The organism is Erwinia sp. MYb416, assembly GCF_037479575.1.
In the GTDB taxonomy this organism is placed as follows: Bacteria; Pseudomonadota; Gammaproteobacteria; order Enterobacterales; family Enterobacteriaceae; genus Erwinia; species Erwinia rhapontici.
In genome coordinates, this window is the sequence record NZ_JBBGYT010000438.1 from 609,728 (window position 1) to 625,120 (window position 15,393).

A 15,393-nucleotide genomic window follows, 5' to 3' on the forward strand; every position below is an offset into this window, starting at 1 on the left:
TTGTCTGCCACACTTTTTACTGTTAGTGATTAACGTTAAATTATTATTAAAGCTCTCAGATGTAATTTAACGTTAAATTGCCACTCCATTGTTTTTATATTTTAACCTTCCCCCTGTAATCGCATACAAACCTTTAACAAACAAACCTTGCTACCACAATATATGAGATCTCAATCTTAATTTAGATCAAGAAAAGCAGACTTATTTATTGGGTATATTACTGGAGTCTTTGTGCGTTTTTGGTTTAAATTGCGCTACATCAAATTCAGGTTGTTTCCGCTATCTCATTAAAAGTTGATACAGCCTGCTAAAAATAATACTGTCGTCACAAAACCACTTTAAACCTGTGTGTATAAAGGCGTATTATGGAAGCCGGGATGTCTTTCTGGATCTTCTAAGGTTGTTACTAACCCTTTTAGCCCTATGGCTGGGATGATTCCCTGTGTCAGGAGACACTTTACGGGATTACGTTTTCTTTTTTATTTATTGGGATGTCTCCAGGTAATTCTGAGTAATTTACTCGGGTATTCTTCTGTCGGAACCCACTTGCGGAGCAAGGAGTCAGAATGTTTGATATTGTCGAACTGTCGCGATTACAGTTTGCTTTGACTGCTATGTACCATTTTCTGTTTGTGCCTTTAACGCTAGGTATGGCGTTTTTACTGGCCATTATGGAAACGGTATATGTGTTGTCGGGTAAACAAATCTACAAAGATATGACCAAGTTTTGGGGCAAGTTATTTGGTATTAACTTTGCCCTGGGTGTTGCAACCGGGCTTACGATGGAGTTTCAGTTCGGCACTAACTGGTCTTATTACTCGCACTATGTGGGTGATATCTTCGGTGCCCCGCTGGCCATTGAAGGCCTGATGGCATTCTTCCTTGAGTCGACATTTGTCGGGCTGTTCTTCTTCGGCTGGGATCGCCTGGGCAAAGTACAGCACATGGCCGTGACCTGGCTGGTGGCTCTCGGTTCCAACCTCTCCGCATTGTGGATTCTGGTGGCAAACGGCTGGATGCAGAATCCAGTGGCCTCTGAGTTTAACTTCGAAACGATGCGTATGGAGATGGTCAGCTTCTCTGAACTGGTATTAAACCCGGTAGCACAGGTGAAATTCGTGCACACCGTGGCAGCCGGTTATACCTGTGGTGCGATGTTTATTCTGGGTATCAGTGCTTACTACTTGCTGCGCGGCCGTGATATCGCTTTTGCCAAACGTTCATTCGCGATTGCTGCCAGCTTTGGTATGGCCGCTATCCTGTCTGTTATCGTACTGGGTGATGAATCGGGCTATGAAATTGGTGATGTGCAGAAAACCAAGCTTGCCGCGATAGAAGCCGAGTGGGAAACGCAGCCAGCGCCGGCCGCCTTTACACTGTTCGGTATCCCCGATCAGGAAGCACAGAAGAATAACTATGCTATTCAGATCCCCTGGGCGCTGGGCCTGATCGCGACCCGTTCCGTCGACAAACAGGTCACCGGTTTGAAAGAGTTGATGGAGCAGCATGAAGTGCGCATCCGTAACGGGATGAAGGCTTACCAGCTGTTGCAGGAACTACGTACCGGCAACCAGGACCCAGCCGTGCGTACTGCATTCAATGCGGCCAAACAGGATCTGGGCTATGGCTTGCTGTTGAAACGCTATACAGCGAACGTTGCGGATGCCAGCGAAGCTCAGATCCAGCAGGCAACGAAAGATTCGATTCCCAGCGTTGCTCCACTCTACTTCTCCTTCCGCATCATGGTCGCCTGTGGCGTGTTGATGTTACTGATTATCGGGCTGTCATTCTGGACCGTTATTCGTAATCGCATTGGTAAATGCCCACTCCTGCTGAAATGCGCGCTGTACGGCATTCCGCTGCCGTGGATTGCGATTGAATCTGGCTGGTTTGTTGCGGAATATGGCCGTCAACCCTGGGCGATTGGTGAAGTGCTGCCCACCGCTGTAGCGAACTCATCACTGACTGTAGGCGATCTACTGTTCTCGATGGGGCTGATTTGTGGTCTGTATACGCTGTTCCTGGTGGCTGAAATGTACCTGATGTTCAAGTTTGCCCGCCTGGGTCCTAGCAGCCTGAAAACCGGACGCTATCACTATGAGCAGTCCAGCATCGCCTCGCAGCCGGCACGCTAAGACAGGAGTCCATACATGTTAACTTATGAAGAATTGCGCTTTCTCTGGTGGTTGCTGATTGGTATTTTGCTGATCGGTTTTGCAGTCGCTGACGGTTTTGATATGGGCGTTGGCATGCTGACCCGCATCCTGGGGCGTTCTGATACTGAACGCCGTATTATGATCAACAGTATCGCCCCACACTGGGACGGTAACCAGGTCTGGTTGATCACGGCTGGTGGTGCATTGTTTGCTGCCTGGCCGATGGTTTATGCCGCTGCGTTTTCAGGTTTTTATGTGGCGATGATCCTGGTGCTGGCCTCATTATTCTTCCGTCCGGTCGGGTTTGACTACCGCTCCAAGATTGAAGATATGCGCTGGCGCGGGATGTGGGACTGGGGGATTTTCATCGGCAGCTTTGTCCCGCCGCTGGTCATTGGTGTCGCCTTTGGTAACCTCTTACAAGGTGTACCTTTCCACATCGACAACGATTTGCGCCTGTTCTATACCGGCAACTTCTTCCAACTGCTGAATCCGTTTGGTCTGCTGGCGGGGATTGTCAGTCTGACGATGATCCTGACCCAGGGTGCAACGTATTTGCAGATGCGCACCGTCGGTGAACTGCATCTGCGTACCCGTAAAGCCGCGCAGATTTCTGCTGCCGTGATGATGGTCTGCTTCGCGCTGGCGGGTGTCTGGGTGGTGTACGGCATTGATGGTTATGTGGTGACCTCGGCACTCGATCATAACGGTGCGTCTAATCCACTGGTGAAAGAAGTCAGCCGTCAGGCGGGTGCCTGGATGGTGAACTTCAATAATGCGCCGATTCTCTGGGCCATTCCGGTGCTGGGCGTGGTACTGCCGTTACTGACTATCCTCTTCTCGCGTATTGAGAAAGGGGCCTGGGCGTTCCTGTTCTCTTCACTGACGCTGGCCTGTGTCATTCTGACGGCCGGTATTGCGATGTTCCCGTTCGTTATGCCATCCAGTACCGTACCGAATGTGAGCCTGACCATGTGGGATGCTACGTCGACGGTATTGACACTCAACGTCATGACCGTGGTAGCGGCTATCTTTGTGCCAATTATCCTGGCTTACACAACCTGGTGTTACTACAAAATGTTCGGCCGTGTGACCAAAGAACAGATTGAAAATAACAGTAATTCTCTCTACTAAAGAAGGAGCGACATCATGTGGTATTTTGCCTGGATTCTTGGCACGCTGCTGGCCTGTGCCTTCGGTATCATTACCGCTCTGGCGCTGGAACAAGCTGAAGCGTCAGCCGCGAGTAAAGAGGAACTGTGATGGGGGAGGGCATCGCTCGTCTCTATCAACTGATGGACAAGGGCCCGCTGAGGGCGCTTTCCCTGGTGGCCGCGTTACTGCTGGCGGGGTGTATGTTCTGGAACCCATCGCGCTTTGCCGCGAACAGCAGTGAGCTGGCTATCTGGCAGGGGCTGTTGCTGATGTGGGCGGTCTGCACGGGCGTAATTCACGGTGTGGGGTTCCGCCCGCATCGTCTACGCTGGCGCGGATTTTTCTCTCCACTTCCTGCCTTGTTAGTTGCCATGAGTGGCGGTTGTTTTTTTTTTCCTCTGATCGTGCAGAGGGACAGATTCATCTGTCCCTCTGTTTTCCTCTTTGTCCCTCGCCATAATAAATGTCGCTGAAGCTATTTTTAGCTGCGTTTATGTCAATATTTGTCTAACAAATGTCCTGAAATTAGTGAAGTTGTTACGCAGGGATAATTATTTTCGTCAGCCTCTGGCAACCCATTCCCAACAGGTTAGCTCTTGCGTATAGTAGCAACGTTTTCCTGTACCAACGTTAGCATTACCGGGATGTAGAGTGAGTACAACGCTGTTTCGATGGCCGGTGCGTGTCTATTACGAAGATACCGATGCCGGTGGTGTGGTTTACCACGCCAGCTATGTCGCTTTTTATGAACGGGCACGGACTGAAATGCTGCGCCAGCGCCATTTCAATCAACAGGTTCTGCTGGAACAGCAGGTGGCCTTTGTCGTGCGTCGTATCACGGTTGATTACCTTGCAGCTGCACGCCTCGACGATATGCTCGATGTGCAAAGCGAGGTTATTGGCATGACCAGAACGACCATGACATTCGCACAACGCATCGTTAATGCAGAAGGCCGTGTGCTCAATGAAGCAGAGGTCCTGATCGCCTGCATCAATCCACATCTAATGAAGCCGATAGCGCTTCCCAAGTCTATTGTCGCGGAGTTCAAGCAGTGACTGACATGAACATTCTTGATTTGTTCCTGAAGGCGAGCCTTCTGGTCAAACTTATCATGTTGATATTGATCGGATTTTCTATCGCCTCCTGGGCTGTAATCATTCAGCGTACCCGTATTTTGAATGCGGCCACGCGTGATGCAGATGCCTTCGAAGATAAGTTTTGGTCCGGTATCGAACTGTCTCGTCTCTATCAGGAAAGCCAGGCCCGTCGCGATGAGCTGGGCGGTTCTGAGCAGATTTTCTATGCGGGTTTTAAAGAGTTTGCCCGTCTGCATCGTGCTAACAACCATGCGCCGGAAGCGGTCGTGGAGGGGGCGACGCGTGCCATGCGTATTTCCATGAACCGTGAACTGGAAGCGCTGGAAAACCATATACCTTTCCTGGGTACCGTAGGTTCCATCAGCCCTTATATTGGTCTGTTTGGTACGGTATGGGGGATTATGCATGCCTTCATCGCGCTGGGCGCGGTGAAACAGGCCACCTTACAGATGGTGGCACCGGGTATTGCTGAAGCACTGATTGCAACTGCAATTGGTCTGTTTGCGGCCATCCCTGCGGTCATGGCTTACAACCGCCTGACGCAGCGTGTGAACAAACTTGAGCAGAACTACGACAACTTTATGGAAGAGTTCACGGCTATCCTGCATCGTCAGGCGTTCTCTAGCGACGTAAGCAAGTAAGTCGGAGGTTAGCATGGCCAGAAGGCGTGGTCGCGGTCGCCGCGACGTCAAGTCCGAGATCAATATTGTTCCGTTGCTGGACGTGCTGCTGGTGCTGTTGCTGATTTTCATGGCAACGGCGCCGATCATCACTCAAAGTGTGGAAGTTGACCTCCCGGACGCTACAGATTCTAAAACCGTCTCCAGCGATGATAATCCTCCTGTGATTGTTGAAGTCGCGGGTGTCGGGCAGTACAGCCTGGTGGTCGATCACGATCGGATGGAGCAGTTGCCAGCGGAACAAGTGGTGGCCGAAGCGCAGCGTCGCATTACGGCTAACCCGAAAACGGTGTTCCTGATTGGCGGGGCCAAAGAGGTTCCTTACGAGGAAATCATCAAGGCGCTGAACTTGCTGCATCAGGCAGGCGTGAAGTCTGTCGGATTAATGACGCAGCCGATTTAATTCATTCGAACCGTTTTTGGGAACCGAGAGTGTCGAAGGCAACCGAGCAAGACGAAAAGTTAAAACGAGCGATAACAATATCAGTCATCTTCCACATTATTCTGGTGGCCGTGCTGGTATGGAGTTCGTTTGACGAAAACATCGACGCCAGCGGCGGTGGTGGCGGTAGCGATATTGATGCAGTCATGGTCGATCCTGGCGCGGTGGTAGAACAGTACAATCGTCAGCAAAATCAGCAGAGCGACAGCAAGCGTGCCGAGCAACAACGTCAGAAGCAGGCTAAACAGCAGGCGGAAGAGTTGCAGCAGAAACAGGCCGCAGAACAGCAAAGGCTGAAACAGATCGAGAAAGAACGTCTGCAGGCGCAGGAAGATGCCAAACAGCAGGCGGCAGAACAGGCCGCCGAGCAGAAGCAAGCCGCGGATGCGGCGAAGCAGGCACAGCAGGAGCAGAAACAGGCTGAAGCCGCCGCGGCAAAAGCCAAAGCCGATGCGAAAGCCCAGGCGGATGCCCAGGCGAAGTCTGCTGCTGATGCACATAAAAAAGCTGCAGAAGAAGCTAAAAAAGCGGCTGCTGATGCGAAGAAAGAAGCCGAAGCAGAAGCGAAACAGGCCGCTGCGGAAGCCGCTAAAGTGAAAGCGGCAGCGGATGCAAAAGCCAAAGCGACTGCTGAGGCAAAAGCGGCGGCGGATGCGAAGGCTGCTGCTCAGGAAGCCAAAGCACAGGCGGCGGCTGAGGCGAAAGAAAAAGCAGCGGAAGAAGCCAAAGAGAAAGCGGCGACTGCTGCCAAAGAAAAAGCGGAAGCGGCTGCAAAAGCGAAAGCTGATGCCGCAGCGAAAGCCAAAGCCGATGCCGCAGCCAAGAAGAAAGCAGCAGCTGAAGCCGCGAAAGAGTCGGGTGATGTCGGTAACTTACTGGGTGACCTGACCTCAGGTAAAAATGCGCCGAAGTCGGGTAACGCTGCTGGCGGCGGTGGTGCTGCGGGGCAGGGTACGCAGAAAAAATCGGGTGCATCCGGTGCTGCTATCGACAGTTACCTCGGACAGGTTAAAGGCGCGATTCAAAGTAAATTGTATAATGCGGATACTTTCGCCGGGCAAACCTGCGATATCCGCATCAAACTGGCTCCGGACGGGCTGCTGATTTCAGCGACGACGGCCGGTGGTGATGCTGCGCTCTGTCAGGCCGCGTTAAGTGCTGCTCGTACTGCTAAAATTCCAAAACCGCCTACCCAGGATGTCTGGCAGGCGGTGAAAGAAGCGACAGTCGAGTTTAAACTGTAAGAATTCGGTCATCAGCGGCATGTTGAACTATGTTTTGCATGCCGTACTCTTAGGTTTCTTGATACAAGGCTAATTATCGTGGGTGCTATGCCCGGATAAGGGAGAAAGAATGAAGCAGGCATTTCGTGTAGCGCTGAGTTTTTTAATGCTGTTTGTCGCGGTCGCGCATGCAGAAGTTCGCATTGAAATTACTCAGGGTGTGAATTCCGCACGTCCTATCGGCGTTGTGCCGTTTAAATGGGATGGTCCAGGTGCCGCACCGGAAGATATTGGTGGCATTGTTGCTGCCGACTTGCGTAACAGCGGTAAATTCAATCCAATCGATCGTTCACGTTTACCACAGCAGCCAACCTCTGCTGCCGAAGTGCAGCCCGCTGCATGGAGCGCGCTGGGCATTGATGCCGTCGTGGTAGGCCAGGTTCAGCCAGGCGCAGACGGCAGCTATACAGTTTCCTACCAGTTGGTCGATACCTCGGCTAACCCTGGCGCTGTGCTGGCGCAGAATCAGTTCAAAGTGACAAAACAGTGGTTACGTTATGCGGCGCATACAGCCAGTGATGAAAGCTTTGAAAAACTGACCAGCATCAAAGGGGCGTTCCGTACCCGTATTGCTTACGTAGTGCAGACCAACGGCGGTCAATTCCCGTATGAACTGCGCGTATCTGATTACGATGGTTACAACCAGTTTGTTGTGCATCGTTCACCAGAACCACTGATGTCACCAGCCTGGTCTCCAGATGGTAGCAAAGTGGCTTACGTGACCTTTGAAAGCGGTAAGTCTGCACTGGTTATCCAGACGCTGGCGAATGGCGCGATCAGGCAGGTTGCTTCGTTCCCACGTCACAACGGTGCGCCAGCCTTCTCTCCAGATGGCAGCAAACTGGCGTTTGCGTTATCAAAAACGGGTAGCCTGAATCTGTATGTGATGGACATTGGTTCTGGTCAGATTCGTCAGATCACTGATGGTCGTTATAACAGCACCGAACCAACCTGGTTCCCGGACAGCCAGAGTCTGGCTTACACCTCCGATCAGGCAGGTCGTCCACAAATTTATAAAATCAGCGCAAGCGGCGGTACAGCTCAACGTATTACCTGGGAAGGTTCTCAGAACCAGGACTCAGACGTCAGCTCTGATGGCAAATCAATGGTGATGGTCAGCACCAATGGCGGTGCTCAACACATCGCCCGACAAGATCTGGTAACGGGAGCCGTTCAACAATTAACGGACACGTTCCTGGATGAGACGCCAAGTCTCGCACCTAACGGCACAATGGTAATCTATAGCTCTACTCAGGGTATGGGTTCCGTATTGCAGTTGGTTTCGACGGATGGGCGTTTCAAAGCGCGTCTTCCGGCAACTGATGGACAGGTCAAATTTCCTGCCTGGTCGCCGTATCTGTGATGCATGTGTAAATATGTATGGCAAACTATAATAGGAATTAAATAATGCAACTGAACAAAGTGCTGAAAGGCTTAATGCTGGCACTGCCAGTAATCGCAGTGGCTGCATGTAGCTCTCATAAGAACAACAACAACGACCAGACTAACGGTCTTGGTGACGGTTCTAACAGCGGCATGAACAGCGGTAACATGTCTTCTGACGAGCAGGCACGTCTGCAGATGCAAGAACTGCAGAAAAACAACATCGTATACTTCGGTCTGGACAAGTATGACATCGCTTCTGACTTCGCTCAGATGCTGGATGCGCACGCTAACTTCCTGCGTAGCAACCCATCATACAAAGTGACCGTAGAAGGTCATGCGGATGAGCGCGGTACACCTGAATACAACATCGCCCTGGGCGAACGTCGTGCTTCAGCTGTTAAAATGTACCTGCAGGGTAAAGGCGTTTCTGCTGACCAGATCTCTATCGTTTCTTACGGTAAAGAAAAACCTGCAGTACTGGGTCACGACGAATCAGCTTATGCTAAAAACCGTCGTGCAGTACTGGTTTACTAAGAGAATCACATGATTAGTAGCTTCAGAACTCACCTGTTGAGTCTGTCGTTACTGGTTGGCGTAGCGGCCCCCTGGGCCGCTAATGCCCAGGCAACAATCAGTAACGTTGGCTCCGGCTCGGTTGAAGACCGTGTCACTACACTTGAGCGTATTTCTAATGCTCAGGCGCAACTCCTCCAGCAACTTCAGCAGCAACTTTCCGAAACTCAAAATGATATTGACTCACTACGTGGTCAAATTCAGGAAAACAGCTATCAGCTGAATCAGGTTGTGGAGCGTCAGAAAGGACTTTACCAGCAGATTGACAGTCTCAGCAGCGGTGGTGCAAACGCCGGTGCAGCGGCCGCGTCAGGTGCGGGTGCGGCAGCCGCCGATACGTCCTCTGACGGCAGCAATGCAGCGGCAGCAGCTCCTGCTGCCGCTGCTGCCCCGACCCAAAGTGGGGATGCGAATACCGATTACAATGCGGCAGTGGCGCTGGTACTGGAGAAAAAACAGTACGATCAGGCTATCGCAGCATTTCAGTCCTTTGTGAAGAAATACCCGGATTCGACTTTTCAGCCTAACGCGAACTATTGGCTTGGTCAGTTGAATTACAACAAAGGCAAAAAAGACGATGCCGCGTTTTATTTCGCGACTGTTGTCAAAAATTACCCAAAATCACCGAAGAGTGCAGATGCGCTGCTGAAGGTGGGGGTGATCATGCAGGAAAAAGGCGACAAGGCGAAAGCCAAAGCGGTCTATCAGCAGGTGGTCAAACTGTACCCTAACAGTGAAGCCGCAAAACAGGCACAAAAGCGCTCAGCGGCACTCTGATTGGCGTGATTGAGCTCATTTTAGCCTGAAATATGGTCTGACCGCGTGAAAGCTAAGCAGTTGAACAACTTATCCTGAAATAGTGGTTGCGCTGGAAATTCAAATCAGTAATATATGCCGCCGTTGCCGGGGGATATGTTAAGAGACGCCAGCAGCACAAAAGTGGGTCGTTAGCTCAGTTGGTAGAGCAGTTGACTTTTAATCAATTGGTCGCAGGTTCGAATCCTGCACGACCCACCACTATTAAGTTTTAAACGGTGTAAACCGTGAAGGATGAGAACCGTAAAAGGTTCGAGTCGAGCGAAAGCGAGACAACGTTGCTTCAGCAACGGCCCGTAGGGCGAAGTCATCCTGCACCACCCACCAGTATTAAGTTTTAAAACGGTGTAAACCGTGCTTTGAAGTTTCGATATGGGTGATTAGCTCAGTTGGTAGAGCATCTCCTTTACACGGAGGGGGTCGGCGGTTCGAGCCCGTCATCACCCACCATATCGGGTCGTTAGCTCAGTTGGTAGAGCAGTTGACTTTTAATCAATTGGTCGCAGGTTCGAATCCTGCACGACCCACCACTTCAAAGTCGTAAGCGGTGTAAACCGTGAAGGATGAGAACCGTAAAAGGTTCGAGTCGAGCGAAAGCGAGACAACGTTGCTTCAGCAACGGCCCGAAGGGCGAAGTCATCCTGCACGACCCACCACTTCAAAGTAGTCAGTTATAGCGTAGTCCAGTTTTACCGCATTGCGGGTCGTTAGCTCAGTTGGTAGAGCAGTTGACTTTTAATCAATTGGTCGCAGGTTCGAATCCTGCACGACCCACCATCTCTTAAGAGATAAACATGCGTAGCAGTTCTGATATGGGTGATTAGCTCAGTTGGTAGAGCATCTCCTTTACACGGAGGGGGTCGGCGGTTCGAGCCCGTCATCACCCACCATATCGGGTCGTTAGCTCAGTTGGTAGAGCAGTTGACTTTTAATCAATTGGTCGCAGGTTCGAATCCTGCACGACCCACCAGTGTAAGAAGGCGCCCTAAAGGCGCCTTTTTGCTGTCTGCGATTCGTGTAGGGTGAGAACCTTCAGCAGGTTCGAGTCGAACGCAGTGAGACAGCGTTGCCAAAGGCAACGACCCGGAGGGCGAGGCGAAGCCGAGTCATCCTGCACGACCCACCAATGTAAGAAGGCGCCCTAAAGGCGCCTTTTTGCTGTCTGCGATTCGGGCAGTATGAGAACCTGCAGCAGGTTCGAGTCGAACGTAGTGAGACAGCGTTGCCGAAGGCAACGACCCGGAGGGCGAGGCAAAGCCGAGTCATCCTGCACGACCCACCAGTGTAAGAAGGCGCCCTAAAGGCGCCTTTTTGCTGTCTGCGATTCGTGTAGTATGAGAACCTGCAGCAGGTTCGAGTCGAACGTAGTGAGACAGCGTTGCCGAAGGCAACGACCCGGAGGGCGAGGCAAAGCCGAGTCATCCTGCACGACCCACCAATGTAAGAAGGCGCCCTAAAGGCGCCTTTTTGCTGTCTGCGATTCGGGCAGTATGAGAACCTGCAGCAGGTTCGAGTCGAACGCAGTGAGACAGCGTTGCCAAAGGCAACGACCCGGAGGGCGAGGCGAAGCCGAGTCATCCTGCCCGACCCACCAATGTAAGAAGGCGCCCTAAAGGCGCCTTTTTGCTGTCTGCGATTTGAGTGTCCGGTCGCCCCGTTCCTTTATACCAATTTTCCACTGTGCCAGATATGCATCACCGCATAGCTGCGCCACGGACGCCACGCCTGTGAACACTCCTCCGCCTGTTTAACGCTAAGACCACCGAGATTATTGCGTACCACAATATCTCCCGCCGGAAATGCGTCAGGCCAGCGTAATGCACGCATCGCGAGGTATTTCGCCGTCCAGTCACCAATGCCCGGCAAGGCTAACAGTTGCGCTATCGTATCGTCAGGGTTGCTGACGATATCCAGCTGTAGTTTCTCCAGAGCACACTGTTCCGCCAGCGCCAGGATACAGCGGGTGCGGGCACTGACAATCCCCAGGCGGGCGATCTCATCAATACTGCATTGCGCCACCCGGGCTGGCAGGGGAGAAAGATGTGTCAGTTCGGCAAAGGGCGTGGCGATCTCTTCTCCCAGTGCGGTGGCGAAGCGTCCACCCAATGTGGCAGCGGCTTTCACTGTGATCTGCTGGCCGAGAATCGCACGCACGGCCATCTCAAAACCGTCGAACGCACCGGGAACCCGTAATCCGGGATGCGCCAGCACCGAGGCGTGCAACAACGGGTCCTGTCCCAGGTGCTCTGCAATCAGGTCAGGGCGGGCATTCAGGTCAAACAGATTTCTCAGTCGGCGCAGCAGCACAGGCAAAACGGCATTCAGTGAATGTGTGAACTCAACCTGCAGCATATTTTTCTCTGCCTGCTGCGTCACTCTTATCCATCCATAATGCGGCCCCAGACGCACGGTACGGGCATAACTGACATCATCTACACTCTCTACGCCCAGCAGCGCACGACGGCGCAGGAAGGCCAGCATCGCCTCCCAGTCATAAGGAGGGCGATAGCTGAGCTGCAATGTTGATGTATCGTTGCTGTCGATGCCTCCTTCTCTGATCTTCATGTTCTTACGCAAATGCGAAGGGGGCATACGATACTGGCTGCTGAACGCAGCGTTAAAACGACGCAGGCTGGAAAACCCACTGGCAAACGCAATTTGCGTGACGGGCAAATGGGTTTCGCTCAATAACTGTTTAGCCAGCAGCAATCGCCGGGTTTGGCGTAACTCCTGTGGCGAAACGCCCAGCTCTTTATGAACAATGCGGCGAAGTTGACGCAGACTGAGATGAAAACTGGCAGCAATCTCTTCCAGGCTGTCGACCTGCTCAATCATCCCTTCATCAATACGCTGCATCAACCGTTCGGCAATACGCTGACTGTGATCGACAGGCGCATGGCCGGGAGCCAGCTCGGGTCTGCAACGGAGGCAGGGCCGAAAGGTGGCTTTTTCTGCCGCTTCAGCGCTGTCGAAAAACAGGCAGTTCTCCGCACGTGGTGCCTTCACCGGGCAAACGGGACGACAATAAATGCCGGTTGAGGTCACACCCACGTAGAATATGCCGTCAAAACGCGCATCGCGTGAGGTGAGGGCGCGGTAAGCTGAGATTGGGTCAATCATCGTTATGTCCTGTCGCACAGAATTCACTTCAGATTAGGTGTTTAGCGCATCCAGTACTCGCCGTTTGCGGACACAACATTATTCTGTACTGATGTCCGAAAACGGCCAGTGATATGCCATCCCCAGGGCATAATAGCGCGTACCCCAGACAGAGAAGGAGAGGGAAGATGGCTTTCTACTATAAAATGATGCAATCCCCGGTTGGTGAGTTGAAACTGGTGGCAAGCGAACAGGGTCTCGCCGCTATTCTGTGGGAAAATGATGATCCCAAACGTGTGCGCTTCAGGCCACAGCTGGAAGACACCCACAACGCAACCTTGCTCGAAGCCGAACGGCAGCTGCGCGAATATTTTGCCGGCCATCGCCAGCAGTTCAGCTTGCCGCTGGATTTCATCGGCACGACGTTCCAGAAGCAGGTCTGGGCGGCGTTGATCACCATCCCCTTTGGTGAAACGCGCAGCTACGGGGAAATCGCCCACCAGATCGGCAACCCCAACTCTGTTCGTGCAGTGGGCGCAGCCAATGGAAAAAATCCACTCTCAATTATTGCCCCTTGCCACCGGGTGATTGGCGCCAATGGTAAACTGACCGGATTTGCCGGTGGCCTGGCAGCCAAAGCCTTTTTACTGCGTCTGGAAGGGGGGCAGTTGTGGGCGGAGGAGTCTCTTTGATGATCGGCATCACATCCTGAGGCAAAAGTTAGAAATCCGGCGACATAGGTTCATTTTTCAGCTATCGTGTTTAGCATATAAAACAAACCAGCCGTAGAGTTGGCACCAGATGGGCCTTCTACGTTAATTCGGTTAAGTTGAAGAAACGAGAGTTGCCTTATGAGCCTGATGTTTGATCCCGAAGCCGCTGTTTACCCCTTTCCGCCAAAACCGGCACGTTTATCTGTTGATGAAAAACAGTTCTACCGTGAAAAAATCAAACGCCTGCTGAAAGAGCGTGATGCGGTCATGGTCGCTCATTATTACACCGATCCGGAAATTCAGGCCCTGGCAGAAGAGACCGGTGGCTGCGTCTCCGATTCTCTGGAAATGGCGCGTTTTGGCAGCCAGCACTCCGCTTCCACTCTGTTGGTTGCCGGGGTACGTTTTATGGGCGAAACGGCCAAAATACTCAGCCCTGAAAAAACCATTCTCATGCCCACTCTTCAGGCCGAGTGTTCACTCGATCTGGGCTGCCCGATCGAAGAATTCAGCCAGTTCTGTGATGCCCACCCTGACCGTACCGTGGTGGTGTATGCCAATACCTCTGCGGCGGTAAAAGCCCGTGCTGACTGGGTGGTCACCTCCAGTATCGCCGTGGAATTGATTGAGCATCTCGACAGTCTGGGAGAGAAAATCATCTGGGCGCCCGATCGCCATCTTGGACAGTATGTCACGCGAAAAAGTGGCGCAGATGTCATTTGCTGGCAGGCGGCCTGTATCGTTCATGACGAGTTTAAAACGCAAGCACTGCAGCGCATGAAGATGCTCTACCCGGAGGCGGCGGTGCTGGTCCATCCTGAATCCCCGCAGGCGATCGTCGATCTGGCCGATGCCGTTGGTTCTACCAGTCAGCTGATCCATGCTGCGCAGACGATGCCGCATAAGCAAATGATCGTCGCCACCGATCGCGGTATTTTTTATAAAATGCAGCAGGCGTGTCCGGACAAAGAATTGCTGGAAGCGCCGACGGCCGGCGAAGGTGCCACCTGTCGTAGTTGCGCTCACTGCCCGTGGATGGCGATGAACGGCCTGAAAGCGATTGCTGATGGTCTGGAGCAGGGCGGCAGTGAACATGAGATTTTTGTTGATGAAGCACTACGTCAGGCCGCATTGATCCCGCTGGATCGTATGCTAACCTTTGCGGCAGATCTTAAGCTCAAGATCAAAGGTAATGCTTAATTTATAAAATTACAGGATGTCGCAATATGGATTTTTTCAGTACCTCAAATATTCTGGTTCATATTCCTCTCGGGCAGGGTGGCTACGATCTGTCGTGGATCGAAGCGATCGGTACCATTGCCGGTTTGCTGTGTATCTGGCTGGCCAGCCTGGAAAAAATCGTTAACTACGCCTTTGGTCTGATTAACGTCACGTTGTTTGCAGTGATCTTCTTTCAGATCCAGCTTTATGCCAGCCTGCTGCTGCAACTGTTTTTCTTTGTTGCCAATATTTACGGATGGTACGCCTGGAGCCGGCAAACCAGTGATAATCAGCAGGCGCTGAAAATACGCTGGCTGCCGCTGCCTAAACTGCTCGGCTGGGGCGCGGCAATTGTCGTGGCGATTGCCCTGATGACGCGCTATATCGATCCGGTGTTTGCTTTCCTGACGCACACCGCCGTATCGCTGATGCAGGGGCTGGGCATGAACGTGGTGATGCCGCAGCTACAGCCGGATGCGTTTCCCTTCTGGGACTCCTGCATGATGGTGCTGTCGATTGTGGCGATGGTATTGATGACACGTAAATATGTCGAAAACTGGCTGCTGTGGGTGATTATCAACGTGATCAGCGTGATGATTTTCGCCCGCCAGGGGGTTTATGCGATGGCGCTGGAATATGCCGTGCTGACATTAATCGCCCTCAACGGTTCGTGGCTGTGGGTGAAAAGCGCCCGTCAACGCTGATGCCTGGCTCAGGGCAGACCGTCTGTTTTGGTCTGCCCTGAGCCACGGATACCCTCATTCCAGGCAT

14 protein-coding genes, 6 tRNA genes, 6 other RNA genes and 1 pseudogene are annotated in these 15,393 nt (G+C 52.4%); 26 read left to right on the forward strand and 1 reads right to left on the reverse strand.

What is annotated here, in order from left to right; genetic code table 11:
- Window positions 1-566: 566 nt before the first annotated feature.
- The 23 genes and pseudogenes from cydA to WH277_RS12495 all read left to right on the forward strand — a co-directional run bounded on the left by cydA (window position 567) and on the right by WH277_RS12495 (window position 11,183).
- Complete coding sequence (cydA, locus tag WH277_RS12385; protein ID WP_133845504.1) at window positions 567-2,135, forward strand: cytochrome ubiquinol oxidase subunit I; 1,569 nt, start codon at window positions 567-569, stop codon at window positions 2,133-2,135.
- 15 nt (window positions 2,136-2,150) lie between these two features.
- On the forward strand, window positions 2,151-3,290 hold the full coding sequence (gene cydB, locus WH277_RS12390; RefSeq protein WP_133845502.1) for a cytochrome d ubiquinol oxidase subunit II: 1,140 nt from the start codon (window positions 2,151-2,153) through the stop codon (window positions 3,288-3,290).
- Between the two features lie 15 nt (window positions 3,291-3,305).
- Complete coding sequence (cydX, locus tag WH277_RS12395) at window positions 3,306-3,419, forward strand: cytochrome bd-I oxidase subunit CydX (RefSeq protein ID WP_133845500.1); 114 nt, start codon at window positions 3,306-3,308, stop codon at window positions 3,417-3,419.
- A pseudogene (gene ybgE, locus WH277_RS12400) lies at window positions 3,419-3,706 on the forward strand (cyd operon protein YbgE); the annotation flags it as partial. The gene cydX and the pseudogene ybgE, both read left to right, overlap by 1 nt.
- Before the next feature lie 256 nt (window positions 3,707-3,962).
- Window positions 3,963-4,367 carry a tol-pal system-associated acyl-CoA thioesterase gene (ybgC, locus tag WH277_RS12405; RefSeq protein ID WP_133845496.1) on the forward strand — a complete coding sequence of 135 codons (405 nt, stop codon included), beginning with the start codon at window positions 3,963-3,965 and terminating at the stop codon, window positions 4,365-4,367.
- A 5-nt stretch (window positions 4,368-4,372) separates the two neighbouring features.
- A complete protein-coding gene (gene tolQ / locus WH277_RS12410) occupies window positions 4,373-5,050 on the forward strand; it encodes a Tol-Pal system protein TolQ (protein ID WP_171148735.1) in 678 nt (225 codons plus the stop codon).
- Window positions 5,051-5,063: 13 nt separating this feature from the next.
- Window positions 5,064-5,492, forward strand: coding sequence for a colicin uptake protein TolR (gene tolR / locus WH277_RS12415; RefSeq protein ID WP_062748479.1), 429 nt, complete (start codon window positions 5,064-5,066; stop codon window positions 5,490-5,492).
- 29 nt (window positions 5,493-5,521) lie between these two features.
- The gene (gene tolA, locus WH277_RS12420; protein ID WP_339505738.1) at window positions 5,522-6,775 is read left to right on the forward strand and encodes a cell envelope integrity protein TolA; all 1,254 of its coding nucleotides are present in this window, start codon (window positions 5,522-5,524) and stop codon (window positions 6,773-6,775) included.
- 109 nt (window positions 6,776-6,884) lie between these two features.
- Window positions 6,885-8,177: a Tol-Pal system beta propeller repeat protein TolB gene (tolB, locus tag WH277_RS12425; RefSeq protein ID WP_159337429.1), complete on the forward strand. Its 1,293-nt coding sequence runs from the start codon at window positions 6,885-6,887 to the stop codon at window positions 8,175-8,177.
- A 44-nt stretch (window positions 8,178-8,221) separates the two neighbouring features.
- Window positions 8,222-8,734, forward strand: coding sequence for a peptidoglycan-associated lipoprotein Pal (pal, locus tag WH277_RS12430; RefSeq protein WP_133845490.1), 513 nt, complete (start codon window positions 8,222-8,224; stop codon window positions 8,732-8,734).
- A gap of 9 nt (window positions 8,735-8,743) precedes the next feature.
- Window positions 8,744-9,550, forward strand: a complete 807-nt coding sequence (cpoB, locus tag WH277_RS12435; protein WP_159337428.1) for a cell division protein CpoB — start codon at window positions 8,744-8,746, stop codon at window positions 9,548-9,550.
- A gap of 164 nt (window positions 9,551-9,714) precedes the next feature.
- Window positions 9,715-9,790: transfer RNA gene (locus WH277_RS12440), tRNA-Lys, on the forward strand.
- A gap of 12 nt (window positions 9,791-9,802) precedes the next feature.
- A non-coding RNA gene (locus tag WH277_RS12445) (RtT sRNA) lies at window positions 9,803-9,916 on the forward strand.
- Window positions 9,917-9,963: 47 nt separating this feature from the next.
- A tRNA-Val gene (locus WH277_RS12450) sits at window positions 9,964-10,039 on the forward strand.
- Window positions 10,040-10,043: 4 nt separating this feature from the next.
- Window positions 10,044-10,119: transfer RNA gene (locus WH277_RS12455), tRNA-Lys, on the forward strand.
- Between the two features lie 12 nt (window positions 10,120-10,131).
- Window positions 10,132-10,245: non-coding RNA, RtT sRNA (locus tag WH277_RS12460), on the forward strand.
- Between the two features lie 45 nt (window positions 10,246-10,290).
- A tRNA-Lys gene (locus WH277_RS12465) sits at window positions 10,291-10,366 on the forward strand.
- Between the two features lie 37 nt (window positions 10,367-10,403).
- Window positions 10,404-10,479, forward strand: a tRNA-Val gene (locus WH277_RS12470).
- 4 nt (window positions 10,480-10,483) lie between these two features.
- Window positions 10,484-10,559: transfer RNA gene (locus WH277_RS12475), tRNA-Lys, on the forward strand.
- Window positions 10,560-10,590: 31 nt separating this feature from the next.
- A non-coding RNA gene (locus WH277_RS12480) (RtT sRNA) lies at window positions 10,591-10,715 on the forward strand.
- Between the two features lie 31 nt (window positions 10,716-10,746).
- A non-coding RNA gene (locus WH277_RS12485) (RtT sRNA) lies at window positions 10,747-10,871 on the forward strand.
- A gap of 31 nt (window positions 10,872-10,902) precedes the next feature.
- Window positions 10,903-11,027: non-coding RNA, RtT sRNA (locus WH277_RS12490), on the forward strand.
- Between the two features lie 31 nt (window positions 11,028-11,058).
- A non-coding RNA gene (locus WH277_RS12495) (RtT sRNA) lies at window positions 11,059-11,183 on the forward strand.
- 68 nt (window positions 11,184-11,251) lie between these two features.
- Here the strand turns inward: WH277_RS12495 and WH277_RS12500 are convergent.
- The gene (locus WH277_RS12500; RefSeq protein ID WP_339505739.1) at window positions 11,252-12,709 is read right to left on the reverse strand and encodes an AlkA N-terminal domain-containing protein; all 1,458 of its coding nucleotides are present in this window, start codon (window positions 12,707-12,709) and stop codon (window positions 11,252-11,254) included.
- Window positions 12,710-12,876: 167 nt separating this feature from the next.
- On the opposite strand from WH277_RS12500, the gene WH277_RS12505 reads away from it, so the two are divergent.
- The 3 genes from WH277_RS12505 (at window position 12,877) to pnuC (ending at window position 15,326) form a co-directional block, all read left to right on the forward strand.
- Entirely contained in the window at window positions 12,877-13,380 is a 504-nt protein-coding gene (locus WH277_RS12505) for a methylated-DNA--[protein]-cysteine S-methyltransferase (RefSeq protein WP_133841215.1), read from the forward strand.
- Window positions 13,381-13,539: 159 nt separating this feature from the next.
- On the forward strand, window positions 13,540-14,601 hold the full coding sequence (nadA, locus tag WH277_RS12510) for a quinolinate synthase NadA (RefSeq protein WP_133841214.1): 1,062 nt from the start codon (window positions 13,540-13,542) through the stop codon (window positions 14,599-14,601).
- Between the two features lie 26 nt (window positions 14,602-14,627).
- Window positions 14,628-15,326, forward strand: coding sequence for a nicotinamide riboside transporter PnuC (pnuC, locus tag WH277_RS12515; RefSeq protein WP_133841213.1), 699 nt, complete (start codon window positions 14,628-14,630; stop codon window positions 15,324-15,326).
- Window positions 15,327-15,393: the final 67 nt, after the last annotated feature.